The organism is Rhizobium sp. 21-4511-3d (genome assembly GCF_053522545.1).
Window position 1 is genome coordinate 1 of the sequence record NZ_JBNWCF010000005.1, and the last position, 26,213, is coordinate 26,213.

Below are 26,213 nucleotides of genomic sequence, written 5' to 3' on the forward strand. Positions count from 1 at the left end.
CTTGGTGTCCCAGAGGGGCCTCGGTCTCTCGCTCGCCACCGCGATAGGCATTACAGCCTCGATAGCGGATAAAGGGAAGTTACAAGGGGATGTAGGCGCTAGGAGGCGTCCTCGACTTTCCCTTCTCCCCAGCGGGGAGAAGGTGGCCCGAAGGGTCGGATGAGGGGGCCACAGGCGTGGCGTCTTCCCCATATCCCGAGGGGCTCTCCCCTCACCCAACCTCACCGAAACGCCGGACGCCCGACAGCACCCTGCGAGGCCAGCCGCTTCTCGGCCAGCATTCCGAAGACCACAGCCAGCACTGACCACAGCACGACATGCACGCCGAGCGAGGTGATGCGGAAGCGCCAGAGGACGATCGCCGAATAGTTTTCCGGCACCTCGTTGATCGGCGGCAGCAGATACTGCACGAGCCCGATGAAGACGATATAGGCGATGCCGGCGATGATCGCGCCGTTCCAGATGCCGAAACGGTGAGCGAGACTGCGCGCGAAGGCGATTGCCGCAATCAGCGCCGCGACGGAAACGACGATCATCAGGAAGAACAGCTCGGTGCGAACGCCGATCGTATCGCCATTGCCGACAGCCGGCGGATTGGCCGGATACTTGACGCCGGGAACGAGGATGATGGCGACGAAAGCGGCAAGAGCGATGACCGCAGCGGTGCCGCGGGCGCTGAGCGTGCTGAACCGGCCATGCACGAAGGCAAAGGTCAGTGCGAAGAGACCGCCGACGGCGACGCCATAGGCCATGGCGCCGGTGAAGAGACCGATGCCGGCCTGCGTGGCGCGGCTGACGATCTCGGGCTCTGCGGCTTCGCCGGCTGCCTGTGCCGCGGCTTCCTCGAAAGCGATCGCCTGGTCGACGAGCGGCTCACCGAAGAAATGGGCGAAGACAAACACCAGGACGCCAGCAATCGCCCCCGCGATCATGCCGCGAAGTAGAAGGTTTCCAACCATGTCAGTCGTCCTTTAGTGGCAGGGGAAGCCGAGAAGGTGGCGGGCGTCGTGCACGAATTCGTGAACGTAGCCGCCGGAGAACAGCGCCATGGCGCCCTCTTCCGTGCCGACGAAATAGATGGCGATGATCATCAGCAGGCCGCCGAAGATCGCCCAGGGCAGGATCTCGCCAACCGGAATCGGCTGCGGTGCTGCGATAGGCTTGAAAGTGATGTCAGACATGTATTCCTCCTGGAATGACGCGTTCAGTCGAAAGGATGTTGCGGCAAGGTCTGACTTCCAGTTCGCTTTCGCATCCTGGTCACAGTGGCGCGACCGCGCCGGATTTACACCGGCTTCCAAACCCGCAACGTGACCGTTATATCTCTAGGCTTCGAACTGTCAACGAAACTTCATCTGCCGAAGAGGCAGCCCGGAGGCTCTCCTGTGCATACCCGGCTGACCTGGATCTGCCACGGCCCGACAATCGCCAACCGCGAAGGCCGCTTTCCGCTGAACGAGCCGCTCGAACAGAGCGCCGCCACCGATACCGCGGCTCTCGCGGAGAGGCTTCAGCGTGCCGGTCACGTCAAAAGCAGCCCGGCGCTCGCCGCGCTGCAGACCGCCGAAATCCTGAACCTGACGGCCGCAGCCGATCCAAAGCTCGCCGACATGGATTACGGCCGCTGGAAGGGCCGCCCGCTTGCCGACCTGCAGGCCAAGGAGCCGGATGCTCTGATCCAGTGGATGACCGATCCGGACGCAGCCCCGCATGGCGGCGAGAGCCTGTCGAGACTTCAGGCCCGCATTGCCGGCTGGATGGAAGAGCAGCAGACATTCGACGGCCATATCGTCGCCATCGCCAATGCCACCGTCATCCGGGCAGCGATCCTGCATGTGATGAAGGCCCCGCCGAGCTCTTTCTGGCTGGCGGATATCGAGCCGCTTGCCCTGCTGCGGATGAGTTTCGACGGCCGTCGATGGGCGCTGCGCTTCAGCCGCTGATTGCAGCAAGCGTCTGTTTTCACCGCATAATTTAGATAAGCCTTACGCAAGCAAGTTGCGCCATACCTATTGAACCCGGCATGCCGGGCTCTAAGTGCATGCCCCGTGGAGACCAACCATGACGTATGATTGGAGTGGGGAGCGGACGCGGCGTGTGCGCCTTCTGAAGGTCGCAACCGCTATTGTTCTCATAGCTATCGTCATCGGCATTCCGCTGCTGATGCGCTGAACGAAGGGCGAGCAGGATGACTGCTCGCCTTTTCTCGTTATTGCTGCGGAATCTGGATCACCGCGAAGAACAGGCCGAGCTGGCGGATCGCATGGGCGAAACCATCATAGTCGACGGGCTTGGTGATGTAGACATTGGCGCCGAGATCGTAGCAACGCTGGATCTCGCGCTCGTCGTCGGTCGTCGTCAGGATGACGACAGGCATGCGCTTGGTGTATTCGTTGCTCTTGATCTGCTCGAGAATATCGATGCCCGACGTATCCGGCAGATTGAGATCGAGCAGCATCAGCAGATAGCGGTCCTTGCTGACGGTGCCGCTGCGGTCGGGGCCGAGGATGAAGTCGAGCGCGCTCTTGCCGTTGGTGAAGGGCACGATCTCGTTGTTGACGCCGGCCCGGCGCACGTTCTTCTCGATGAGGCGGGCATGCCCCTCGTCGTCCTCGATCATGACGATCGTGACTTCCTGGCCTGTGGCTTTCATGACTCTGTACCCTTTACGATGGTGGTGAGATCCGACGGCAGAAGCAGCGTGAAGGTGCTGCCGGTGCCCTCTGTCGAAGCGACAGTAATGTCACCTCCCAAATTTCGTATTAACGATCGCACATATGCGAGGCCGATGCCTTCACCCGGCTGATCCTGTTCGCCGGCGCGGCGGAAGAGTTCGAAAACGCGCTCGCGATCGGCAACTGCGATGCCGCGGCCATTGTCCTCGACATCAATCCTGATCCGGCCCTTGCCGGCCGGCATGGCCCGCACGGCGATCCTGACAGGACGGCCAAGATAGCGGTATTTGACCGCATTGTCGAAAAGGTTGCCGAAGATCTGGTCCAGCGAGAAGCGGTCGGTGATCAGTCCGGGCACGCGGATATCCATCTCCACTTCCCCATCGGCCTCGGCGACCTGGTGATGCACGTTCGCCGCAGCCGTCTCGAGCATGGCCTTGAGGTCGATCCTCTCCGGCACCAGCTTGCGGCGTCCGTCGCGGGAAATCTTCAGGATGGCGTTGATCAGCGAATCCATCTTGCGGGTCGACGAGCGGATGAAGCTCATCGCCTCCGGCAGGTCTTCCTCGACTGCGAGGCGCGCTTCCTTGATCTCATCCTCGCTCGGCTTCTTCTCGTCAGCCATGACATAGGCCGTGACCGCCGTCAGGCTGGCCTCGAGCTCGCTGAGGAAGCCCATGATGTTGACGAGCGGTGCCCTGAGATCGTGGGTGACGATATAGGCGAAGCGCTGGATTTCCTGGTTGGCCTGCATCAGGTCTTCGGTGCGCTCGTTGACGCGCTCCTCCAGGCCGAAATTCAGCGATTGCAGCTCCTCGCGCGCCCGCGACAGGTCGCGCACGTGCTGGACGATAATGAGGATTGCCCCGCCGACGACGATGGCAATCGCCAATGCGCCGCCGATCGTCACCCATTGCAGGTTGCTTGCCGCTTTGAGCTGTTCGCCGACGATTACCCGAAGGCGGTCATCGGTCTGGCTGATGAAGCCGACGAGAACGCCGCGGGCGTCGTCCATCAGCGCCTTGCCGCTATCGTTGCGCACGATCGCCAGCGCTTCCTGCATCCGGCCGGCCTTGGCGAGCGCGACCGTATTGTCGATCTCCGCCATCTTGCCGTCGACCGCCTGATCCAGCACCGGCAGCCGCTCGGCATAGTCAGGATAGTTCTGCAGCACGTCTGCCAGCCGCTTGCGCCGCTCGGGCAAGTTCTTCACCGCTTGAAAGTAGGGTGCCAGATAGCTCTCGTCATTGGTCAGCAGAAAGCCGCGCTGCCCGGTTTCGGCATCCTGGAGCGCGGTCAGCAGATCGACCGAACCGGTGCGGATGCGGCGCATCTCGGCAACCGTATCGGAATAGATGCGGTTCGCGCTCGTCAGCCAGAGCGACGTTCCGACGATACCGGCCAGAAGCAGCACGCCGAGCCCGAGCATGAAAAGCGTCGAGCGGACAAAGACGGCGTTGGAAGAGGACATGAGGATTCTCTGAAAAGGATTTTCTTAAATACAAGTGACGGAAAAGATCCCTGCGATCAACCCAATGACCGCGGGGAACCACACGATCCCACGACTATAAATGGGATTTGCGTCAATGCTTAGTCGGCTCGCCGGGAACCGAGCTTCGCGTCACCGACACCGGATCGCTGGCCGGAAAGCTGTCCTCCAGCCCTTGGTCGAGCTGCTCTTCGAGCGCCGCACGATCACCGGAAGCACGCGCGCTGCGATGCACGCTCATATCGCCGCCTTCGCTCGCGTCGACGGATGCCATCGCGCTCATCAGCGACTGCGCCTTCATGACGGCGTTCTGCCGGTTCAGCCCTTCTTCGCCGCGCATCTGTACCGAAACGACGGCGCCGTCATCGCTGACGAATTCCACGGTAAACCCGTCCTTGCCGCCTCTCGCGGCAATGATCTGCGTGCCAACGACCTGCATCAGCCTTCCTCCGTTTTGATCTCTTCATGATTTGAAACGGGACTGCCGCCGCTTGGTTCCCGCTCAGTTGCGCGCCTGCGGCAGATAGGAAATCTTCAGTTCCAGCTGCAGGCTGACGATCGGCAGCCGCTCGGAATTCTGAACCTCGATCGACAACCGCCGCTCCGGCGCCGACGGCAGCCCATCGAGCGCCATCTCCGCCAGCACATGCTTGGCCTCCTCGATTGCCGAAAACAGATCCGGAAATTCAAACGGCAGATCGGCCGCAGCCGTGCCGTCATTGTCTTGCGTCTTGAAATAAAAAGCGGACATCAGTTCCCACTCGCCTTTTGATGCATAAAGCGGGAAGTGCACTAATGGTTTCAATGCACACGGAAAAACTTGGGAGGGAGGTCAGGCGACGGCGATCTTTTCGGGATGCGAACGCGGAGCCGGATCGACATAGGCGCCCGGCTCGTTGACCGAGCGGTCGAGCAGTTTGCGGACAAGGCCGCCTGCCGCGGCCTCCGCCCCTTCGCGGCTGTAGAAATTGCCGCGCACCTGGATCGAGGCGGCAAGCAGCCGCATGAAGGCGGTGAGCAGGAGCGGCGACGGCGCCACCGGCCGGTTCCAGAACGCATCGAGCGGCTGGCGATCCGTCAGGCCATCGATGTCATAGACGGTCGAGCCCAGAACCTTGACCGGCCTACCCGCCTGCAGCGCGTTCAGCGCCGCCGTGGAATTGACGGTCACCAGCCCGCTGCAGCCACGGATGAGCAAATCGAGATTGCCGCCATCGATGAAGACCGTTCGATCCGAAACACCCGATGCCACCGCCATTTGCTCCACGTAGGAGCGCCAGTCGATCAAGCCGTTGTCCAGCGGGTGAACCTTGATCACCAGCCGGGCATCGGCCGCGGCATGTTCTGCGAAGGATCGGAGAATATGCCGGATCGCATCCTGCTGGCTATGAAACGGCGAGTGCGATCGCAGCTGATAGTCGGTCTGCAATTGGAGCGGATAGACAAAATACGGATGGCTGGCGGAGGCAACGGCGTGCACGGACCGGACGGCCTTACTGGCGGTGAACCGCGACTTGGCAAGCCGGATCGCCCACCCCGCATACTCGGCCAGCGGATGAAACAAGCCATGCCGCCGGTAGTGGGGATAGAGGAAGCTCAGGAACACGGTCGGCAGATAATACAGCATGTCGGCCGCGGCTTCCGACAGGAAGCTATGGCTGTAGCGTCTCTGCCAATCCGGTTCGCCCAGCCCCTCGCCAGCCGTCAGGATATGGTCCGGGTCGATGGGAAAGCGGGAGTTCGACGACAACCCCTCACGCTCGATGGTGACCCAATCGGGCCGCAGATGTCCCATTTCGACGGCATAGACCGCGACGCCCGCCTGCCCCGCGGCAGCGATCGCCACCTTATGATAGGGGCGCTCTTCACCGTGAACGACCAGATCGGTGATGCCGCGCTCCGCGATCAGCCGCCCGACATAGCCCTGCCAGGCAGCGAACGAACCGCGATAGTTGATGGCGCCGCCCCGTCGCCAGAAGATCGCATCGCCGGCATTGAGATTGACGCGAAGGCATTCGCTACCCGCCGCTTCCAGCTTGCGGGCCATCCGGACATAGAGGCTCGACGACGGCCCCTGCAGGAACAGGAAGACGCGCCGGTCTGCGCCAACAATGGCCCGCTCAAGCGTCAAGACGGCAACTCCTTGCTGAGGCCCGCATAGCGCAGCAACGTGCCGAGCAGATTCCAGGGTGCCTCCTCCTGCGCCGGAACAGGCCTCTGCGAATGCGCCCGTGCGCGGCCGAGCGGCACGATCACATAGTCCGTGCGCGGATCGGGGAACGGATCGGCAAACGCCTTCAGCAGCGGCGCGTGGTCACCGTAGAACAGCAGCCATACCGGCCGGTCCAGCGTATCGAGATAGTGGGCGAGATTTCCAAGCGCGTGATCGGCGCGCCTCAGGAGTTCCGTATAGATCGCTACGGGATCCGTCTCGTCCTTAACGCGTCCGGCTTCCCAGGGGCCGTGATTGGCCATCGAGGCGACGAACACGAAATTCTTAAGGTCGGGATCCTTGTCGATCTCCCGGATGACGCTCTTCGTCAGCGCCAGATCGCTGACATAGGGCCCGTCGCGCTCCGGCTTGTGGTCGAACTCATCGAGCATCATCATATGATCGAAGCCGAGCTGCGGCATCGCCTTGTGGCGCAGGAAGAACGTCCGGTCGTAGGGATGCACGAACTGTGTCTTCCAGCCGGCATTCTTCAGCTTGTTCGGCCAGACGATGTCGGCGTAGTGGCCCGCGCGCAGATAGGGATAGCTGGCGTCGATATCGACGTCTTCGGGCTGAAGGCCACTCAGCACCGCAAATTCGGTCCGCAGCGTGTATCCGCCTTCGAAGACGCTCGTCATCCGCCCCCACTGGGCCGATTGCTTGCGCAGCCGGTCGAGATTGGGAAGCTTCAGGCCCTTCACGCCGAAGTGCCGGAGATCGATGAAGGATTCCGATTGCCAGATGACGATCAGCGGCGGCGCCTCGTCGTCATCGCCATCCCAGAGATCATGCAGGGCCGATTTGATCAGCGTCGAAAGCTCGCGGACGATCTTCTCACGGCGGCGTCCGAGCCAGATGACGAAATGCAGGACGACGGATGTGAAGGTGCCGAAGCGAACCGTGTTCTTCTTGATGTCGATCGGGCCGACAACCCATTGCGTGAGACGCGAGACAGGGCCGTTGACCGGACCATAAAAGAGCGCGAACCACGGCCCGAACGCAACGAGCAGACCCAGCAATATCCAGAGGAACCGCGCGGTGTCGGGCAGGATATGCGGCTCGAAATAGAAATAGAGGCCCGTCACCCCGAAGACGTAGAGGAAAGAGAAGATCCAGAAGAAGACGTTCAGCGACGTCGCATAGAAGATCTCTTTGTATTTGAAGACATCGACGACCAGCGCGATGTCCGAGAAGACCAGCGGCTCGCGGATGAACTGGAACTTGGCGCGCGAAATGCCGGTGAAGATCACGAAGAAGCTGATGGTCGCCTGAACGCAATAGATCGGCCGCCAAGTCACGGCAAAGAAGCCGGCGAAGACGAGCGCAATCACCGGAAGGCGGGCGGCAAGATCGATAAGCGTGCGCGCCATCGGCCGCCGGACGGCATTCTTGCGGTAGACAGCAAAGGGCAAGGCCAGCCAATCGGTGGCATAGACCGCGATGCAGACAAGACTGAAACACAAGATGGTCAGCAGGATGGGGGCGTCATGAATATGCATTCTATTATGCCGTCGCAGTCAGACTAAGTACTGTTCGTATCGGCCCGGGGCGCCGGGCGTGGCTCGTGCCGCGTCTCGAATGCAATCGGCCGCATTCGCTCCTTTTGGCGCAATCGCCATCGATACCAGAGCCGCAACGCGGGCTTTATGACGGGGCCGAAGAGCGCGAGTGCCGCAAGCGACGGCGTGAAATAGACGCGCGCCTGCCGCCGCCCGATCGCCGTGACGATCCGCAGCGCAACCGCATCGGCGGACCAGGGCTTCACCTTTCCCATCAGCAATTCGGCCTGCCACGGCCGCGCGGGGAGTTCCTGCTGATATTGGGGTGTCAAAGTATCCGGCGGGTAGCAGATGGAGACCCTCACACCGCTGCCGAGCGCTTCCATCTGCAGAGCTTCGACAAAACCATCGAGAGCGGACTTCGAGGCGCAATAGGCCGCATAGCCATGGATGCCGATCAGCGCCGCGCCGGACGAAACGATCATGATCGTCCCGCGCCCGCGGCTCTTCATGCCACTATAGACCGCACGTACGGCGTTGACGGTTCCCAGCAGATTGATGGAGATCTGGCGATCGAAAAGGTCAGGCGGCAGCGTCTCGAAAGCGGCAGGATCGACAATTCCAGCAGACGCCACGAGCACATCGCAAGGGCCATTGGCGGCTTCGCATGCGGCGATGGCGCTGCTGAGTGCCACATTCGCCGTGGTATCCGCCGATACCGAAAAGACATTTTCACCGAGATCTTTTCGCGCCGCCTCGAGGCGCCCGTCATCCCGCGCGACAAGCGAAACCGCAGCACCTTGCAAGGCATAGGCCCTGGCGACTGCCAGGCCGATACCGCTGGAACCTCCGGTTACGATGACATGCATTGCATCGCCCCGCCTAAGACTTTCCCGCCGTTTGAATATCCGGCAGCAGTTGCATCATCTTTTCCATGTCGATCGAACCCAGCCCGAAGTTGCGCTCCTCAAGAGCATTCAGGCGCTTCGCCGTTGCCTGCACCGCATGCGCAATCTGCGCCTCGCTATGATTGCAGGTGATGAAGAAGCGTAGCCGGGCCAAGCCTTCGGGAACCGCCGGGTGGATGATCGGCAGCGCGTTGACGCCATCTTCCAGAAGCTCGTTCGAAAGCTGCACCGCGCGCGCCGAATCCCCGACGATGACAGGTACGACCGAGTACCCGGTCGCCAGACCCGTATCGAGCCCAGCGTCCTTGGCGAGCTGCAGGAACAGGCTGCCGTTCTTTCTGAGATTGGCCGTGCGCTGCGGCTCCCGTTCGAGGATTTCGAGGCCGGTCAGCGCAGCCGCCGCCAGAACCGGCGCCAGCCCTACGCTATAGACGAAACCGCCCGCATCCGCCTTCAGCACGTCGATCAGCGCCTGGCTGCCGGCAATATAACCGCCACAGCTCGAAGTCGTTTTCGAGAGCGTGCCCATCCAGATATCGATCTCGCGCGGATCGATGCCGTAATGTTCGAAGGATCCGCGGCCGCTCGCGCCGAGAACGCCGAGCGAATGCGCCTCATCGACCATCAGCCAGAAACCGTAGCGCGACCGAAGCTCGACAAAAGCCGGCAGATCGGCAATGTCGCCGTCCATCGAGTAAACGCCTTCGACAATGACGAGGATACGCCGGAAGTCGGAGGACAAGGTCTTCAATACGGCTTCGAGACTGGCGACATCGTTATGCTTGAAGAGGCGCCGGGCAGCGCCGGACTGTTTGATGCCGGCAAGCGCGCTGTTGTGGATGAACTCGTCGTGGATGACGAGATCCTGCGGCCCCATCAGGCAGCTGATCGCCGCGACATTGGTCAGATATCCGCTGACGAAACAGACAGCCGCGTCGACGCCATAGACCTTCGCAAGTGCCTGTTCCAGTTCCACATGAACCGGACGCTCCCCGGCGACAAGGCGGCTTGCGGATGCCGAGATACCGAACCGGTCGATCGCTTCCTTGGCCCGCTGGTTGACCAGCGGATCGGTGTTGGTCGCGAGATAGTCGTAGGAGGCGAAATTGGCGAATTCCTGGCCGGACATCACCGTGGTCGCGCCGGCCGCACGGTCATGCGAACGGTAGAACGGATTGTCGATGCCGACCATCTGCGCACCGACCTTCTGCGCCACCACCCGCTTGTATTCAGGAAGCTCGTCGAACTTCACGGCCTGGCGGATCGCCTGCACCGGTTGCCGGTTCATGCGCGCCATGCGGTTCCGCCCGGAGGATTCGTTGGCATGGCGCATCTGATCCAGCAGACCCGCCCTGCGGCCGCTATCCTGTCCGTTGCCGTTCGAGCTCTCTGTCATGTCAGCCTGCTGATCTCTGAGCCGCTCCAGAGTGTGTCTGGATCAGCTGAGTGAGAATTTTGTCGCCGCCCGCATCGGCTTCGGTATCGCCGCCACCGGCCCGGCTCGCAACACGCTCTCGAAGGCGCGCGACGACGTCTCCGACCGTGGTTCCATCGCTTATACCGCTCAGCGGAATGTCGAAGCCCGTCTTCTGCTGGAAGCTCATCCCGAGCTCCATCGCCATCAGGCTGTCGAGGCCGATATCCTTGAGCACCTTGTCCGGGGTAATCCCGTCCTCCGTCACGCGCAGGATCGCGGCAATCTCGGCCGCGACGAGCTTGTGCAGAAGCGCCTGGGACTCGTCCGCCGACTTGCCAGCGATCATCGCTTCGAGATCGACGGTTTCGCTATCGCTTGCGGCCTGGTTGCTGCCCGCCTGACGCATGATCGTCTCGAACAGCGACTTGCTGGCGATCGGCAGCATTCGGGCTGCCGTCCAGTCGACTTCCGCGATCATCACGGCCGCCTCGGCAATGCTACCCTGATCGGCCATCATGTAGCGCTCGACCTGCTCCAGCGCGTCGCCCGCCTTGAGGGCCGATTTGCCGATGCGCTTCGAGAGCACGTCGTTGACCTCGGCGTTGCGCGCCAGATAGCCCTTGTCCGCGATCGCGCCGAAGCCGATAGCCAGGCCCTTGCGGCCGGCAAGGCGGCGCTCGCGGGCCAGACCTTCGAGATAGCCGTTGGCGATGACGTAATTCGCCTGGCCCGGATTGCCGAGCATGGTCGTTGCCGATGAGAAGAGCAGGAAGAGATCGAGATCGTCAGCTGCGGTCAAGCGGCTCAGGATCTCCGCGCCACGGACCTTTACGTCGACCACCGGACGGTTGCGTTCCGCAGACAGGTTCGACAGCAGCGCATCGTCGAGGACCATCGCCGCGTGAACCACGCCCTTCAACGGGCCCTTGGCGCGCAACTCGCCGAGCAAGGCACAAACCGCGTCCTCATCGGTAATGTCGCAGGCATGGACGCTTGCCGTCACACCCTTTTTCGCCCAGTCGCCGATCGCCTTGCGGGTCTCGTCGTCAGCGATGCCCTTGCGGGTGCAGAGCGCGATCTTTCTCGCCCCCTTCGAGACAAGCCAGGCTGCCGTCGCAAGGCCGAAGCCACCGATACCGCCGGCCACGAGATAGACACCATCCGCATCGAATGCGACCGGTTTTCCGGGTGGCAAGAGAACGCTGTCGGTGCCGATAACAGGGGGCTGGACGACGATCTTGCCGATATGCCCGGCATTCTGCATCAGGCGGAAGGCATTGCCGATTTCGTCATAGGCAAAGGCCCGATAAGGGATCGGAACAAGCTTGCCCGCGGAGAACAATTCGCCGATCTCTGTGAAGATGCGTTTCGTCAGCTCCGGCACATTCACCAGCAGCTGGTCGGCATCGATGCCGAAATAGCTGATGTTGCGCCGGAAGGGGCGCAGGCCGATCTTGCGGTCGGAATAGTAATCGCGCTTGCCGAGTTCGAGGAAGCGCCCGAAGGGCTTCACCAACTCGAGACTGCGTTCCATCGCTTCGGAGAACAGCGAGTTCAGGACGAGGTCCACGCCCGCACCATCCGTGACATCGCGGATCGCCGATACGAAATCGAGCGAGCGCGAGTCGAAGACATGATCGGCGCCGAGCGTTTCCAGGAAACGCCGCTTCTCGACCGTGCCCGCCGTTGCGATGATCTTCGCGCCCTTCAGTTTGGCGATCTGAACCGCTGCGAGACCGACACCGCCGGCAGCGCCGTGAATGAGAATAGTCTCACCGGGCTGGATGCGGCCAAGCTCCACCATGGCGTAATAGGCGGTCAGGAACGCGACGGGAACCGTGGCGGCCGCCACGGTGTTCATGCGCTCCGGCAATCTGGTCACGCCGTCCTGGCGGACGCGGACATGTGTCGAGAACGCCGCCGGGCCGATGCCCATAACCTTGTCACCCACCGAGAGCCCGCTGACGCCGGCGCCCAATGCCACCACACGGCCGGCGAATTCCATGCCGATGGTCGCACCGGCAAAGCCGTCCTCGAGCGCCTCTTCGGGCAGAACGCCCATCGCCCACATGACGTCCCGGAAATTGAGACCGGTCGCCTCGACAGAAACAACGATCTCACCGGCAGCGGCAACAGGAACGTCGCACGCCTCCCATGCCACGCTATCCAGGCGGCCAGCGGAGTGCTGACGGATCGTCGCCGTGGCATAATCAGCGGTATTCCGGGCAACCGAAGCCGCCGGACCCGTCGCCGCACGCAGTTCACGCACCTCGCCGCTTGCGCGGTCGAGCAGCCATTCCCGGTTTTCCGTGGCCAACGTCAACAGAGAGGCCAAAACGCCCGAAAGCCGGGCGTCATCCGTCTCGGCATCGATCAGGTGCACATCGAGGAATTCATACTCGTTCTGCAGGACACGCGCGAAGGTCCAGAGACCGGCATTGGCCGCATCGGCCCCTTCATCCGTCAACGGCGATCCACCGGGCGCCACGACGATCAGCTGGACGCGGACCGAACCCGCAACCCGCGCGGCCAGCGCTTCGGCAAAGACGCGGAACGTTTCGAGACGTTGCTGCGAGGCGCTGGACGCCGTTTCGCCTGCCGCGCGAGCAGCAAAATAGATTGCGCGAACCGTGTGCCCTTCGAACGCCGCCAGGGCGTCCGCATAGACGAGATCGGACGCACCGCCCGGCACAGGAAGCGTCGCCATGCCGTCCAGAGATATCCGTCTCTCGGCATCGCCGAAGACCAGCACCGGCGCTGCGCTCGCGTTCCCCTGAGCAGGCGTCTTCGCAACAGCTTTCGATTGCGCCAGAAGCGAAATCAGGCGCCCCTCGGGATAGCCCGTCTCCTCCGCCGCGACCTGCGAGAAGCCGAGCGAGCGGATTGTTTCCTCGATCTGATTGACCGTGGAAAGCCTGCCGATCGGGAATTCCGGCGACTGGCTGCCGGCGAACCAGTCTTCGGCGAGGCCGAAGACGAAATCGTTGAAGGCGGACGGCGCGCGATCGGCGAAAACCAGCGATGCGCCATGAGAGGCCGCACGCCGCACAAGCGCCTGCATGGCTTCGTTGCCCATCAGGAACTGCTGGCTTTCATCGCCAGCGCAAACGATGAGATCGGCGGCCGGATGATCCGCGAGCCGTTCTGGATCGGCGATCAGTACATTGGCATCGGCCTCGAACGCGATCTGCAGGGCGCGGCGGGTGTTTTCGCGCGGCTCGGCGATGATCAGCGACGCGCCTCTCTGTGCAGCGAGCTGCGCAAGCTTGCGGCTGAAGGCGGCCGAAAGCGAACCGGCCTCCAGGATGTAGCGGGCGGCGCCATCCGGCAGAAGCTGCGTCACCATCTGTTCGGAAGCAGCCTGCCGGCGCACGCTCAAAGGCGCATGAACGAGAATATGATCGAGCGTCGCATCGCTCGATGACGCAAACCCGAGCGCATCGCCACCGGCTTTCAGAACCGCAACCCGCTCCAGGGCATCGCGATGTGTATTGTTAATCAGCACCGCCTCGGCAATACGGCCAGAATCTTCGCCGTAGAGCTCCCGCAGCACTTCCGCGACCGGCGGCAATGTTAACTCCGGCACCACGCGCCATTGTCCGTCTTCCGACGAAGCAAGCCCGGCATCTTCGAGGCTGAACAGGCAGCTCGTCAGGAACGAGCGGAACGCCGCATCGCCGGGCATCTTGGCGATGGAGCCACCACTCCCGGCAATCGACAAGGCGATCTCGTGACATGCACGATAGACTGCGGCATCCAGCAGCAGCGTCGCGTTGTTGAGCTCGCCCGCGCCTGCCGCCGCAAACTCCGCGAGCCCGCGTACACCAGCCTCATACGCGAACAAGGAGGACGGAACGCTTTCGTAGTGGAACGCGACCGAATCCAGCGTGTGGTGGCGGCGCAGATAGGTCCTGCGGAAACGGCAGTCGTCGAACGCCGCGACCTGCAGGCCTGCGGCATCGAACATCCGGAAATGCACCTTGATCGAGTTCTGGCTGAAGCGCTCGATCGAGATGATCGCCTTGACGATCGGCTGCTCGGAGCGCGTCACCCGTACCGTTCCGAACCGAACGGGAATGTAAGGTGCACCTGCCTGGTCGCCGGAAAGCTGATCGAACAGCGCCACCAGACCGTGGAACGCCGCATCGACAGACATCGGATTGAGTCCGTAGCGCATGTAGCGATGCGCAGCCGGGGTCGCCTTCTTGAGATCGACCTCGATCGTTCCGTGCCCGAAAGCCACGGCCTTCGACAGTAGCTGGAAGCGCGGGCCATATTGCAGGCCGAACCGCTCTGCTGTCTCGTAGGTTTTGGCCGCACTCAGGACCGTCGTGACTTCACCGGCAACCCGCGCCGCGGGCTCTTCGGCCTGCGCTTCAATGGTCTTGCGAGCCCTGGCGACCGCATGGACCGTCCAGTCGTCATTGCTCAACCGTTCGCGGGAGCGGATCTCGATATTGCCGGTCTCCGGCGAAAGCACCGTCGAAAGCTCGGCGATGCGATCTGTGCGCAGTTCGAGCGGGCGCACGATTTCAAGATTGCCCAGCTCTACGGCATCAACCCCATAATATTGCTGGGCCGCAGTGACCGCGATTTCGATGAAACCGCTTCCCGGCATGATCGCCTTCGAGTCAACGACATGTTCGGCCAGATCAGGCACCAGATGGGCATCGAGATGGTTCTTCCAGCTCGAACCGTTTGGATCCGTGCGCCAGCCGAGCAGGGTATAGGGAACCTTCTGGTCCCGGCCGAAAACATCGATCTCATCCGTTGTCGTCTGCGGACGCAGCTCGGTATTTTCAAACGGCAGAGACGGCAATCGGACAAAGGCGTTGCGCGCACCGGCACTCCGCGACTTCAGCGGCGACACACCATGGGCAAACGCCCGCGCAAACGACTGCGAGACCGGATCGCGGCCGGTGCCGCTCTCGCGCAGGAGTGTTGGGATGACGGCCGCCTTGTAGGAGATGCCCTTTGCAACATCCGCCACGTAATTCGACAGGATAGGCCGCGGTGAAATCTCGATGAACAGGTTGCAGCCGGCATCCATCGCCGCCTCGCAGGCATCCTTGAACAAGACGGGATCGCGCACGTTGCGCCACCAATAGCCAGCATCCAGCACCGCGCCGTCTTCGCGCCGGCCGGTAACCGTAGAGAAAAACGTGCCGTTGCCCTGATCCGGTTCGATATCCGGCAAGTCATCAAGGAAGGCGTCTTTCGCACGATCGATGATCGGGTGATGAAACGGGTAATTGATATCGAGTACGTGGGCGACGATCTGCGCCTTGCGCGCAGCGTCGCGGAACGCAAGCACCTCCTCGGACGGGCCGGATATCGTGACTGAATTCGCTGCGTTGATCGCGGCGATGCAAATATTGTCGAGATGGTTGGCCTTGGCAAAAGCCGCAGCTGCCTCGGCGCTGAGCACGACGGCGGCCATCTTGCCTTCACCGGCCAGCAGATCCTGGTGCTGAGAGCGCTTGGCGACGATCGCCACAGCCTCGGCAGCCGTCAGCGCCTTTGCCGCATAAGCGGCCGCGATCTCGCCGACGGAGTGGCCGAAAACGGCAGCAGGCTTGACGCCCTGAGAAAACAGGCAATCGGAGAGCGCTGCCTGCACCGCAAACAGCAGCGGCTGCGCGATCTTCGTATCTGCAAGGCGCTGAGGCAGGTCCTCGGCAAACAACAGATCCGTGAGCTTTTCGCTGATATAATATTCGAACAGGGCGCTGAACGACTGGAAACACTGGCGGAAATGAGCGTTGTGGCGATAGGCATCTACCCCCATTCCGGGCCACTGAGATCCGTTTCCAGAGAAGACGAAAGCGACCTTGACCGTCTGGCCGGGCACTTCACCGCGTTCGCCGGACGTCTGCTCGCCGTCGAGATAGGCTTCCAGGGCAGCAAAGACGGCCTCGCCATCCTTCGCTTTCACGGCAAAGCGATGGCGCATTGGCTCGCGATTTGCGGATGCGGACGCGATAATCTGGCGCGTCTCCTTGGTATCGGCACTTTGCAGGCGCTCGCGATAATCCTCAAGGAGCGTCTGCAGTGCCGTCTCGGTGTGCGCGCTCGCCATGAAGATGACGTTGTCACCCCTGGCCTGCGGCTCCGGAGGAGCGACCGGATCGGGATCGCTGATGACGACGTGAGCGTTCGTTCCACCGAAACCGAACGAGTTGACACCGGCAAAACGCGGCGTTCTCGCCGGCATCAGTTCGATGCCCGACGTGTTGACCCTGACATTCAGCGATTCAAAGTCGATATCTTCATTCGTCCGCTCAATGTGGAGTGTCGCCGGCAGGAAGTTGCCTTCCAGCGCGAGCACCGCCTTGACAAGGCCGAAGAGGCCGGATGCCGGCTCTGTATGACCGATATTAGACTTGATCGAGCCGATTGGAACAGGCGCGCGGCGGTTCTTGCCGATAACACTGCCGATCGCCCAGACTTCTGCCGGATCGCCAACACGCGTGCCGGTTCCATGGCCCTCGATGAAGGCGATGCGATTCACGTCAATATTGCCGCCTTCATAGATGGAACGCAGCAACGCGGCCTGCGCATCGCGCGACGGCAGCGAAATGCCGTTCGTGCGGCCGGACGAATTGACACCAGCGGCATGCAGACGCGCATAGCTCCGGTCCTTTTCGCGCAGCGCCTTGTCGGTACGCCGCAGCACTAGGACAACGCCGCCCTCGGCGCGGACATAGCCGTGGCCATTGGTATCATAAGCGCGACAGAGCCCTTCGGGCGACAGCATACGCGCCTGCGCAAAGCCGACGAAGGACAGCGGATGAGCAAGCAGATTGACGCCGCCGACGATCGCCGTGTCGATATCACCGCGATCGAGCGCCCGCATCGCCTGATCGAGCGCCACCAGCGAAGATGAGCATGCGGTATCGATAGTCATACTCGGACCGCGAAGCCCGAAAATATGCGAGATGCGGTTCGAAACGATCGACAGCGTGTTGCCTGTCATGAAATAGGGGCTGCCCGCAGCAGGATCTTCGACCGCCAGGTTGCCGTTATCAAGGCTGGACGCGCCGATATAGACACCGACCTGCTCGCCCGCCAAGGTTGACGCCGGAAGGTTGGCATCCTCAAGCGCCCGCCAGACCAGATCGAGCAGGATGCGCTGCTGCGGATCCATCTGAGTAGCCTCGCGCTGCGAGAGCCCGAAAACGGCTGGATCAAAATGATAGATATCGTCGAGCACGCCGGCCGCGAATGAGTATGTCTTGCCCGGGAGACCCTGCGTCGGATGCCAGAAGCGCCCAAGCTCCCACCTCTCGGCCGGGATCTCGCTGACGGTGCACTTTCCATCCTCGAGAACTTGCCGCAGCGCCTCTATCGAAGAGGCCCCGGGAGCAATACTTGCGCGTCCGATAATTTCAGTAGTCATAGGCACCCGGTGTCGTTGTGTAACAGCAGTCGGCAGGGGGCGTGCGTAAATGCCACACAAGCAGACATCACAAAAGATGCCCCTTGTCATCTCAAAAATCGCATCTCTGGTTGTGTTCCCCTGAATTTTGACGGGGCAGGACAACCAACCAAAAGAGAACGAAGATAAGACCGAAACATCGTCCGGCCTCAGCAAGATTTAACGAAGAACAGCCTCGACTAAAGATCCATTCCTATTCATTGAAATTGTTATAAATCGACGCACTCTGCGCAGCAATGGCAACAGGCTGCCCAACGATACCTAGGAACATGCGTATATCGACGGACGGATGGCGCGAAATATAGACGACGTCCCGGTTTTTCACTGGGAATGTCTGGCCAACAATCAGGCTGTCCGGATGGCTCATATCGAAGCGATAAACGATCGGATAACGGCCGACGCTATCCGGTGCCATACCCTTGGCCAGCAGATCATGGAACCGTTGGCTGCCCAGCAGACTCATGACGACATCAGGCTCTTCGTAGCGGAATACGAAATAGCCCTTCGCATCGGTAGCCAGATCGTTACCACCGCGGCCGAGTGCAACCGCCTCCAGCAAATTCAGGTCATTCGCACCGAAATTGATGCGCGCGTTGAGATTTGCGGATCCGAGAATGGTGAAGGTTCGCGGATCCTGCGATACGAAGATCTGGTCGCCCGGCTGGACGTAAATGTCTTCCGACGGGTTCTCGATGATCGACTGGAGCAGCGCGGTGCCCGTCTTCTTGCCGCGCACCAGCGTGACATAGGCTTCATAGGGCTGAGCCCTTGATCCACCGGCTTTCGCCAGCACTTCTGTGATCTTTTCGCTGACGAGGCTCAGCGGCACCTGAGACGGCTTACCGACGGCGCCAGAGACAGTAACGTTTCGCGAGGCGGTGCTCACGCTGGTGACGATAACGTCAGGCTCGACAGCCTTGTTCGCCAGCGATGCGAGGATCGCCTTGCGCGCTTCCTCCAGCGTCTTGCCGGCAAACTTCACGGATCCCGCATAGGGGATGGCAGCCATGCCGTCCGGCTGGACGACGATATCGAGATTGGTCTGCTTCGATTCGGTTGTCGAAAAGAGGCCGTCGCTGCCGGCTTCGAAGATCGACACCTTCAGATGATCGCCAATACCGATGACCACGCGGCCGACGCCGCCACCAATGCCGAAGCGGCGGTTGAGTGCAGTCGCAACATAGTTGGAAACGAGCGTCGCCGAGCGGCTGTCCACATCGACGATATCGAAAACTGCGGCGTTCCGGCGGCCGACCTCGGCAGCAGAACGGCCGGCATCCTTGTTGATGGTATCGGCAAGGGGACCCTGGGCAGGCACAGCCTGACACCCGGCCAAGGCCAGGCAGATCAATACAGCACTCGATCGAACCAATTGCTTCCCCTCATTCGCCGCGAAAACTCTCTTTTGAGTTGCCGCCGCCAAGCCATTGCAAGATTCCTTTTGGAATCCTGCAAAGCACAATGAGCGCCCTACAACAAGCTGACCGTGCAATCAGATCCCAAAAAAATCACAGCTGCGTTATCTGTGCCATAAACCAGTAATTGCTTGGATAGACACACACAAGCTCGCCGGAAAATATCTACAAATTGAGTTAAAGGCGCTTTAAAACCCGCAGAGCGTGCGAAACCGTACGGAGATTGCAGCAAACAATCACTACCCGTTTTCAACGAACATTTCAGACTTCGATGATATTGCTATGTCTTATCAGGGGTGAGGAAATGTGAATGCCGGGGTTCTTTCGCAGCCGTGCCGGACGGCAGTGTCTATCGGTCATGATGCTCGGGGGCGTCCTCTGGCTCCTCGGAATCCTGTTGGAATTCGGCGATGGCCTCTCGGCCTTTGTGCAGATGTTCGATGATTACGGCGCCGAAAAGCTTGTGCTTGCCTTCGTCATCGCCGGCGCCATGAGCTTCATCTATTCGATCCTGCGCATTGCCGATCTTCGCCGCGAGATGGAGCTGCGCGCCGCCGCGCAGTTCAAGGCCGACTGGACCGCCACCCACGATCACCTGACCAAACTGCCGAACCGCTATGCCTTCGAGCGCAAGAAGCTCGCCCGCCCGGACGCTTCGGACGAGGAGCATAACGCGGCGGCCCGCAACGTCACCGTCTTCTCGGTCGATCTCGACGGCTTCAAGAAGGTCAACGATCTCGTCGGCCACAAGGGCGGCGATATCCTGCTGATCGAGGTGGCGCGACGCATCTGTTCGCTTGGCAATGCCGATTGCGTCTACCGCTTCGGCGGTGACGAATTCGTCATCATCGGCGCCGGCATGACCGAAGAGCGCGAGAAGCATTTCGCCCGCGTGCTGATCCAGGCCGTCACAAGACCGATCAGCATCGAAGGCCTTGCCGTCGAAGTCGGCGCCAGCGTCGGCTACGAGCGCTGGACCGAAGGCAGCGAACCGCTTGAGAACGCCGCCCACCGCGCCGATCTGGCGATGTATGAGGCGAAGTCACGCGGCCCGAACCATGCGCTCGCCTTCGAGGCATCGATGCAGGACAAGGTCGCCGAACGCGCCTCTCTGGAGACGAAGCTGCGCACCGCCATCCAGCAGAAGGCCATCCGTCCCTTCTATCAGCCACTGATCGATCTGAAGACCGGCGATATCTGTGGCTTCGAGGCGCTGGCCCGCTGGAGCGACGATACCGGCGTCAACATCCCTCCCCCCGTCTTCATCGGCATTGCCGAGGAAACCGGGATGATTACCGAGCTCTTCGAGAACCTGCTGTCGCAGGCCTGCCGCGACGCGCTCGGCTGGCACGCCCATATCGTCCTCTCCTTCAATATCTCTCCGGTGCAGATGGAAGACCGGCTGCTCGCCTCGCGCATCCTGAAAGTGCTCGCCGCCTCCGGCCTGCCGCCGGAAAGGCTCGAGATCGAGATCACCGAGAATGCCCTCATCCAGGACCCGGCGATCGCCGCCGTCATCCTCGACGAACTGCATGCGGCAGGCGTCCAGATCGCGCTGGACGATTTCGGCACCGGCTATTCCAGCCTCGCCCAGCTTGCCCGCTATCGCTTCGACAAGATCAAGATCGACAAGAGCTTCGTCGCCACCTACCAGGAAGACGAACGCCAGGAAAAGATCGTCCGCGCCATGCTCGGCCTCGGCCACAGCCTGAATATCAAGACGACCGCAGAAGGCATCGAGGAACACAGCCAGCTCGGCTACCTGACCCGCCTCGGCTGCGACATTGGCCAGGGCTACCTCTTCGGCAAGGCGATGCCGGCGGATCAGGCTGCGGCGTTTATCGAAGAGCGGATGCAGACGCTGTCGGCGGCGGGTTGAGGCTCCCTGGGAGCCACCATCTTTCCCTTAGCCAAGCCAAATTTTCAACTGTCGAAACGAGGCTTTCGGTATTTGCCCCCCATAGCCGTGAGCCTGCGAAGCATTTCATCAACACTGATGGAAAAGAGTTGGCGCATATATCGAAGGCGATACTTGAGCGAATGCCCGAGCTTGCGAAGTCTCCTGTCAGTCTTTGTGCGAAGGCGCCGTCTTCCCCACGGCGTTTGAGCGCGCAAATTGAGATAGAAGTCCTTTTCTGGATGCTGGCACTCGACACTATCAGGTTTCACGTGAATGAAGTGCACGATCACCGCGTCAGCGAAGTCGTTCCCTCTCTGGGCGTTCCAAATCCACTCAAGTGACAACACCCGGCCCGTCGACAGGACGTTCAGGACATCCTGATCCATGAATGTATAGTTGTTGATATGCAGTAGCTCGATCGCTTTTCGCGTAAGCCCTTCATTTCGCCACTTCTTTACATCAAGGACCAGAACGCCGGAGTTAAAATAAAGCTCATCGTCATTCCGTCCCAAACGACGATTCAGCTTCGCGCCACCAACCGTGCAGCACGCTGCCACGAGATTATCTTGGAGGTCGGTCTCGAAAAGATGCGAGATGTCGCCTTTTACGATAACGTCGGCGTCCAGATAGACGATACGTTCGCAGGTTTCATCGACAATCTCGGGCATGAGCAGACGGCCGTAGATGGACCGGCTCCAATATGACGTCGTTTTGAGATTCTCAATTCGACCCGCCATTTCCTTCGTCATGTCGACAAAGGTTACTTCTCGATCCGCGGCCGCAGCAATATTGGCTTTGTCAGCCTCTGTAAGACCATCGGCAAGTATCCAGAACTGAACAGCACCGACATTTCCGAACTGATGAACCGATCGTAGCATGACACCGGCGAGTTCAACATAATTTCTATCTATACAGCATGCGAGAATCATCAGGACGCTTCTAAATTGAAAATATTCCAGCGAGGCCGCTACCAAAGAGAGCGTAGAGATGTCAATTCCCGAGTTCAGGGCATGGCAGATCAAGCAGCGGCGTTTATCGACGAGCGGATGCAGACGCTGTCGGCGGCGGGTTGAACCGCTCGCGCTCGGGCCTATCTCGACTGGCATGGCGCTCGGAATAGCAATCGGCACTGCGCTAGGCGCAGCTGTCGGCCCCTTGATCTTCGAAGATACCGCAATCGGCATCGCCGTCGGCATTGCGCTTGGCGCGGTGGCCGGAGGCTTTGCGCGAAAGCACAAATAGCAAAACCGGCCGGTGCCGGCGGTCAATTCCGATAGCGTCTTTGATTGGAGAAGATTGGTAGCGGGGGGCGGAATTGAACCGCCGACCTCAGGGTTATGAATCCTGCGCTCTCACCAACTGAGCTACCCAGCCACAACTCGAACAAGCCATTCGCAAAGCGCTCGGCCCGTCGGTGAGCGGGTTATTAAGAGCGTCTCGGCTTTGTGTCAAGCACATGAAAGAGAAAAAGGCTGCACCGCAGCATCGCCTTTCCCAAGAATTTTATGCAGCCACCGGCTGGCTCAGAAGTGCCTTCAGCGAGGCCTCGGCGGCGGGCTCGCGTTCGGAGCGCTCGATGAAGCCGCCGCCGAAAACGCGGGCGTCGTCGCCGGGCGCGGAATAGAGCGCGCAGGCCTGGCCGGGCGCGATGCCGGCTTCGCCGACGGTCAGATCGACATAGATGCCCGAGGCGTCGGCACGCAGAACGGCGGGCTCCGGCACGCGGGTGGAACGCACCTTGGCATAACAGGCAAAGCCTTCGCCGGAGGCCGCCTGGAGAAGCTCCTCATCGCCCAGCCAGTTGACGTCGCGCAGATAGACGCGGTGCGTTTCCAGCGCTTCCTTGGGGCCGACAATGACGCGGCGCGAGCGGGCGTCGAGATAGACCACATAGAGCGGCTCGCCGGTGGCGACGCCAATGCCGCGGCGCTGGCCGATCGTGTAATGCAGGATGCCGTCATGCTGGCCGAGCACGCGACCGTCGAGATGGACGATCTCGCCGGCCAGCGCCGCATTCGGCTTCAGCTTGTTGATGACATCGGAATACTTGCCCTGCGGCACGAAACAGATGTCCTGGCTGTCGGCCTTCTTGGCAACGACGAGGCCCATCTCTTCGGCGAGCTTGCGGGTTTCGGCCTTCGGCAGGCCGCCGAGCGGGAAGCGCAGATAGTCGATCTGCTCCTGCGTCGTCGCAAACAGGAAGTAGCTCTGGTCACGATCGGCATCGGCCGGGCGGTAAAGCGCGCGGCGGCCGGGATTGCCGGGCGCCGGATTGGGCCGCGAGCGGATATAGTGGCCGGTCGCCAGCGCATCGGCGCCGAGTTCCTTGGCGGTCTCGAGCAGATCGGCGAACTTGACCGTCTGGTTGCAGGAGACGCAGGGGATCGGCGTCTCGCCGGCGACATAGCTTTCCATGAACGGATTGATGACCGTGTCGCGGAAGCGCTTTTCGTAATCGAGCACATAATGCGGAATGCCGAGCGTCTCGCAGACGCGGCGCGCGTCGTCGATATCCTGGCCGGCGCAGCAGGAACCGGCGCGGTGGACGGCGGCACCGTGATCGTAGAGCTGCAGGGTGATGCCGAGCACATCGTAGCCCTGGTGTTTCAAAATCCCGGCCACGACGGAACTGTCCACGCCGCCGGACATGGCGACGACGACACGGGTGTCTTCGGGCTTCTTGTCAAAATCCAGTGTGTTCACGAGGTACTGCCAACTCTGCGCTCAGGAAATACGATTGTAGCGATCCGTGCCTTGCCCTGCAAATGCCGCGGATTGTGCTGCCGCCGGCGGGGTCGGCCGCCGGTCTTTCATTGGCGCTGGATATAGAAAGGAACGCCCCGTCACGCAAGGGGCGCGTAGAACGGCCTCACTCCGCTGCCTGCCTGCGCGGCACACCGTTGCCGCCATCCATCACCGCCCTCACCTGCGGCAGCGCATGCGGATAGTCCTGCTGGATGAAATCGATCAGCTTTTCGCGGATTTCGCAGCGCAGGTCGAAGGTGCGGCCGGAATTGGAAGCCGACGCGAGGATGCGGATTTCCATCACGCTCTCCTTGAAATCGGTGACGGCGACATTGACCACCCGCTTGTCCCAGAGTTTCGAGGCGGCCAGGATCTCCTCCACCTTCCTGCGGATGACGGGCACCGGCACGCTGTAATCGAGATAAAGCATGACATTGCCGATCAGCGAGGCGCTTTCGCGGGTCCAGTTCTGGAAGGGGTTCTCGATGAAGTAGCTGAGCGGCAGGATCAGCCGCCGCCAGTCCCAGATCTTCACGACGACATAGGTGGAAGTGATCTCCTCGACATTGCCCCACTCGCCCTCGACGAGCAGCGCATCGTCAATGCGGATCGGCTGGGTGATGGCCAGCTGGATGCCGGCAAACAGGTTCTTCAGCACCGGCTGCAGCGCCAGACCAACGACGATACCGGCGACACCGGCCGACGCCAGCAGGCTGACGCCATACTGCTTGACGGCATCGAAGGTCATCAGGCAGGAGGCGATCGCCACCATGACGATCAGGAGATCGGCGATCCGCTCGATGATGCGCGACTGCGTCACGTGCTTGCGGGCAAGGAGATTGTCCTCGGCATCCAGCTTGAAGCGCCGGAGATAGACGGTCATCCAGATATGCTTGGCGGTCCGCGCCATTGCCGCAACGAGAATGATGAAGGCGATCAGCAGGATGTGGCGCAGCGTCGAGGCCTGGTATTCCGTCAGCGGCGAGACGGTGGCGGCGAAGGACAGCGCCGCCGTCAGGATCGCCAGCCGCGCCACACGCTCCAGCCGTGAAACCATGGAGCGCCAGAAGAGATCCCGCCCGGCAACGATGCGTGTCAGCAGGCGGAAGGCGAGCCGGTGGATGAAGAGCGCCAGCGCCACGACGACGGCAAAGATGACGATGCTTGCCAGCCAGTCCGGAAGCCAGAAGCCTTGGGCGCGAATTTCGTTCACAAGGTCGGTCATGCCCCGGGAGCTAGGGTGCAGCGCAGCATAGAAAAGAGCCGGAGATCAAAAAGACTGCTCCGGCTCCGTCCGGCCATTCAATTGTCGAGGCAGGGATCGGCGAAGAGGAAGCCCTTCAGAGCGCCCGACAGCGTCTTCAGGCTGACGACGATCCAGATCATCGCAAGTGCTGCAACCAGCGCTGCGCCAAGCCAGGTCAGCAGCGGAAATGCGAGAAGCTGGCCAAGGCGCAGGGTAGCGACCGCATAGACCCCGATCGGGAAGGTAAAGGCCCACCAGCCGAGATTGAAAGGCAGTTGGCCGCCGCGGGCATGGCTTGCCGTCGTGGCAATGGCGATCGCCAGCCACCACAGCCCGTAGCCCCAGAGAAGCACGGCGCCGAGCAGGCTTGCACCGGCCATGGCGGAGGCCAGGTCGCCAAGCCCTCTTGCCGCCAGCACGCCGCCGCTATTGGCGGCAAAGAGTGCGAGGCCGAAGGCGCCGGTGCCGATCGGGCCCAGAGCGAGAAACCCTGTTGCACCCATGCTGGCCGGCGGCAGCTTGTGCAGCGCCATGCGCAGGAAGAGGATGACGAGGATACCAAGCGCCAGCGGCACCGAGCATGCCCAGAGCACATAGCTGGTGAACAGCATGGTGAACTGCGCGCCATCTCCCGCAAGATGCGGGATCAGCAGCGCGCCGCTGCCTGCGGTGACCTCCGAGGCAACGACCGGCAACAGCCAGACGCCGGTCATCTCATGGATCGCGTGCTGCTGGCGCGTGAACATCGCAAAGGGGATCGAGAGGCCTGCCACAACAGCCAGCACCGCATCGAGCCACCAGAGCGCTTGCGCGATCTCGATCGCAGTCTCGCCCATCAGCGGCACGCCGAAGATCACGAAGCCGTTGATGATGGTGGCAAGCCCCATGGGAATACAGCCGAAGAACATCGACAGAACCGGATGATTGAGGACGCGCCGGGCATCCGCGGGGTAGAGAACCCATTTCGCGGCATAGATCGCGGTCAGCGCCGCAAAGAGCAGGATGTTCAGGAACCACAGCACCTCGCCGACGCCGTAGAGCGCGGGGACTGACGGAAACTGCGCCAGACAGACACCAAGGATCCCGGTGCCCATCGTCGCCGCAAACCAGTTGGGGGTGAAATGGCGGATGATCCGCAGGCCTTCGCTGGAGATACCGTCGGTTTCGATTTTCATGAGAATGGTCATGCCGCTTGCCTCGTCTTTCTGGCATCACGAATAAACGTCTCAATTAATCGCTTCCAACGAATTGTAATTGTCATTTCATTCG

Annotated in this window: 18 protein-coding genes and 1 tRNA gene; 2 read left to right on the forward strand and 17 right to left on the reverse strand. The window is 61.4% G+C overall.

Translation table 11 applies throughout. From position 1 onward, the window contains the following. Positions 1–221 precede the first annotated feature (221 nt). Positions 222–959 (reverse strand): CbtA family protein, encoded by a 738-nt coding sequence (locus ACQZ5H_RS12655; RefSeq protein ID WP_449097921.1) that lies wholly within the window; start codon positions 957–959, stop codon positions 222–224. 12 nt (positions 960–971) lie between these two features. Further along, positions 972–1,181, reverse strand: a complete 210-nt coding sequence (locus ACQZ5H_RS12660) for a CbtB domain-containing protein (RefSeq protein ID WP_112718892.1) — start codon at positions 1,179–1,181, stop codon at positions 972–974. A 204-nt stretch (positions 1,182–1,385) separates the two neighbouring features. Between ACQZ5H_RS12660 and ACQZ5H_RS12665 the strand changes: the two genes are divergently transcribed. After that, positions 1,386–1,943, forward strand: coding sequence for a histidine phosphatase family protein (locus tag ACQZ5H_RS12665; RefSeq protein WP_449097922.1), 558 nt, complete (start codon positions 1,386–1,388; stop codon positions 1,941–1,943). 266 nt (positions 1,944–2,209) lie between these two features. On the opposite strand, the gene ACQZ5H_RS12670 is transcribed toward ACQZ5H_RS12665, so the two are convergent. The 10 genes from ACQZ5H_RS12670 to ACQZ5H_RS12715 all read right to left on the reverse strand — a co-directional run bounded on the left by ACQZ5H_RS12670 (position 2,210) and on the right by ACQZ5H_RS12715 (position 19,010). After that, entirely contained in the window at positions 2,210–2,653 is a 444-nt protein-coding gene (locus ACQZ5H_RS12670; protein WP_449097923.1) for a response regulator, read from the reverse strand. Further along, positions 2,650–4,146, reverse strand: coding sequence for a sensor histidine kinase (locus ACQZ5H_RS12675; protein ID WP_246777443.1), 1,497 nt, complete (start codon positions 4,144–4,146; stop codon positions 2,650–2,652). The genes ACQZ5H_RS12670 and ACQZ5H_RS12675 overlap by 4 nt, the downstream gene beginning before the upstream one ends. Before the next feature lie 112 nt (positions 4,147–4,258). Continuing rightward, a complete protein-coding gene (locus ACQZ5H_RS12680; RefSeq protein WP_449097924.1) occupies positions 4,259–4,603 on the reverse strand; it encodes a hypothetical protein in 345 nt (114 codons plus the stop codon). A gap of 63 nt (positions 4,604–4,666) precedes the next feature. Further along, a complete protein-coding gene (locus ACQZ5H_RS12685) occupies positions 4,667–4,915 on the reverse strand; it encodes a DUF6894 family protein (protein ID WP_112718888.1) in 249 nt (82 codons plus the stop codon). Between the two features lie 81 nt (positions 4,916–4,996). After that, the gene (locus ACQZ5H_RS12690; protein ID WP_449097925.1) at positions 4,997–6,295 is read right to left on the reverse strand and encodes a capsule biosynthesis protein; all 1,299 of its coding nucleotides are present in this window, start codon (positions 6,293–6,295) and stop codon (positions 4,997–4,999) included. Further along, positions 6,292–7,875 carry an LTA synthase family protein gene (locus tag ACQZ5H_RS12695; protein ID WP_449097926.1) on the reverse strand — a complete coding sequence of 528 codons (1,584 nt, stop codon included), beginning with the start codon at positions 7,873–7,875 and terminating at the stop codon, positions 6,292–6,294. Before ACQZ5H_RS12695 ends, ACQZ5H_RS12690 begins: the two co-directional genes overlap by 4 nt. Before the next feature lie 23 nt (positions 7,876–7,898). Further along, positions 7,899–8,744 carry an SDR family oxidoreductase gene (locus tag ACQZ5H_RS12700; protein WP_449097927.1) on the reverse strand — a complete coding sequence of 282 codons (846 nt, stop codon included), beginning with the start codon at positions 8,742–8,744 and terminating at the stop codon, positions 7,899–7,901. A 13-nt stretch (positions 8,745–8,757) separates the two neighbouring features. Next, on the reverse strand, positions 8,758–10,179 hold the full coding sequence (locus tag ACQZ5H_RS12705) for an aminotransferase class I/II-fold pyridoxal phosphate-dependent enzyme (RefSeq protein ID WP_449097928.1): 1,422 nt from the start codon (positions 10,177–10,179) through the stop codon (positions 8,758–8,760). A 1-nt stretch (position 10,180) separates the two neighbouring features. Beyond that, complete coding sequence (locus ACQZ5H_RS12710; RefSeq protein ID WP_449097929.1) at positions 10,181–17,599, reverse strand: type I polyketide synthase; 7,419 nt, start codon at positions 17,597–17,599, stop codon at positions 10,181–10,183. 232 nt (positions 17,600–17,831) lie between these two features. Continuing rightward, positions 17,832–19,010 (reverse strand): polysaccharide biosynthesis/export family protein, encoded by a 1,179-nt coding sequence (locus ACQZ5H_RS12715; RefSeq protein WP_449098099.1) that lies wholly within the window; start codon positions 19,008–19,010, stop codon positions 17,832–17,834. 353 nt (positions 19,011–19,363) lie between these two features. Here ACQZ5H_RS12715 and ACQZ5H_RS12720 point away from each other — a divergent pair, with 353 nt between their 5' ends. Beyond that, complete coding sequence (locus ACQZ5H_RS12720; RefSeq protein ID WP_449097930.1) at positions 19,364–20,932, forward strand: putative bifunctional diguanylate cyclase/phosphodiesterase; 1,569 nt, start codon at positions 19,364–19,366, stop codon at positions 20,930–20,932. 44 nt (positions 20,933–20,976) lie between these two features. On the opposite strand, the gene ACQZ5H_RS12725 is transcribed toward ACQZ5H_RS12720, so the two are convergent. From ACQZ5H_RS12725 to ACQZ5H_RS12745, 5 genes are all read right to left on the reverse strand, one after another. Next, positions 20,977–22,221: a glycosyltransferase family 8 protein gene (locus tag ACQZ5H_RS12725; protein ID WP_449097931.1), complete on the reverse strand. Its 1,245-nt coding sequence runs from the start codon at positions 22,219–22,221 to the stop codon at positions 20,977–20,979. Positions 22,222–22,250: 29 nt separating this feature from the next. After that, positions 22,251–22,327, reverse strand: a tRNA-Met gene (locus ACQZ5H_RS12730). Positions 22,328–22,456: 129 nt separating this feature from the next. Further along, complete coding sequence (mnmA, locus tag ACQZ5H_RS12735; protein ID WP_413710185.1) at positions 22,457–23,656, reverse strand: tRNA 2-thiouridine(34) synthase MnmA; 1,200 nt, start codon at positions 23,654–23,656, stop codon at positions 22,457–22,459. A gap of 166 nt (positions 23,657–23,822) precedes the next feature. Then, a complete protein-coding gene (locus ACQZ5H_RS12740) occupies positions 23,823–24,923 on the reverse strand; it encodes a mechanosensitive ion channel family protein (RefSeq protein WP_449097932.1) in 1,101 nt (366 codons plus the stop codon). Between the two features lie 77 nt (positions 24,924–25,000). Then, entirely contained in the window at positions 25,001–26,131 is a 1,131-nt protein-coding gene (locus tag ACQZ5H_RS12745) for a TDT family transporter (protein WP_449097933.1), read from the reverse strand. Positions 26,132–26,213: the final 82 nt, after the last annotated feature.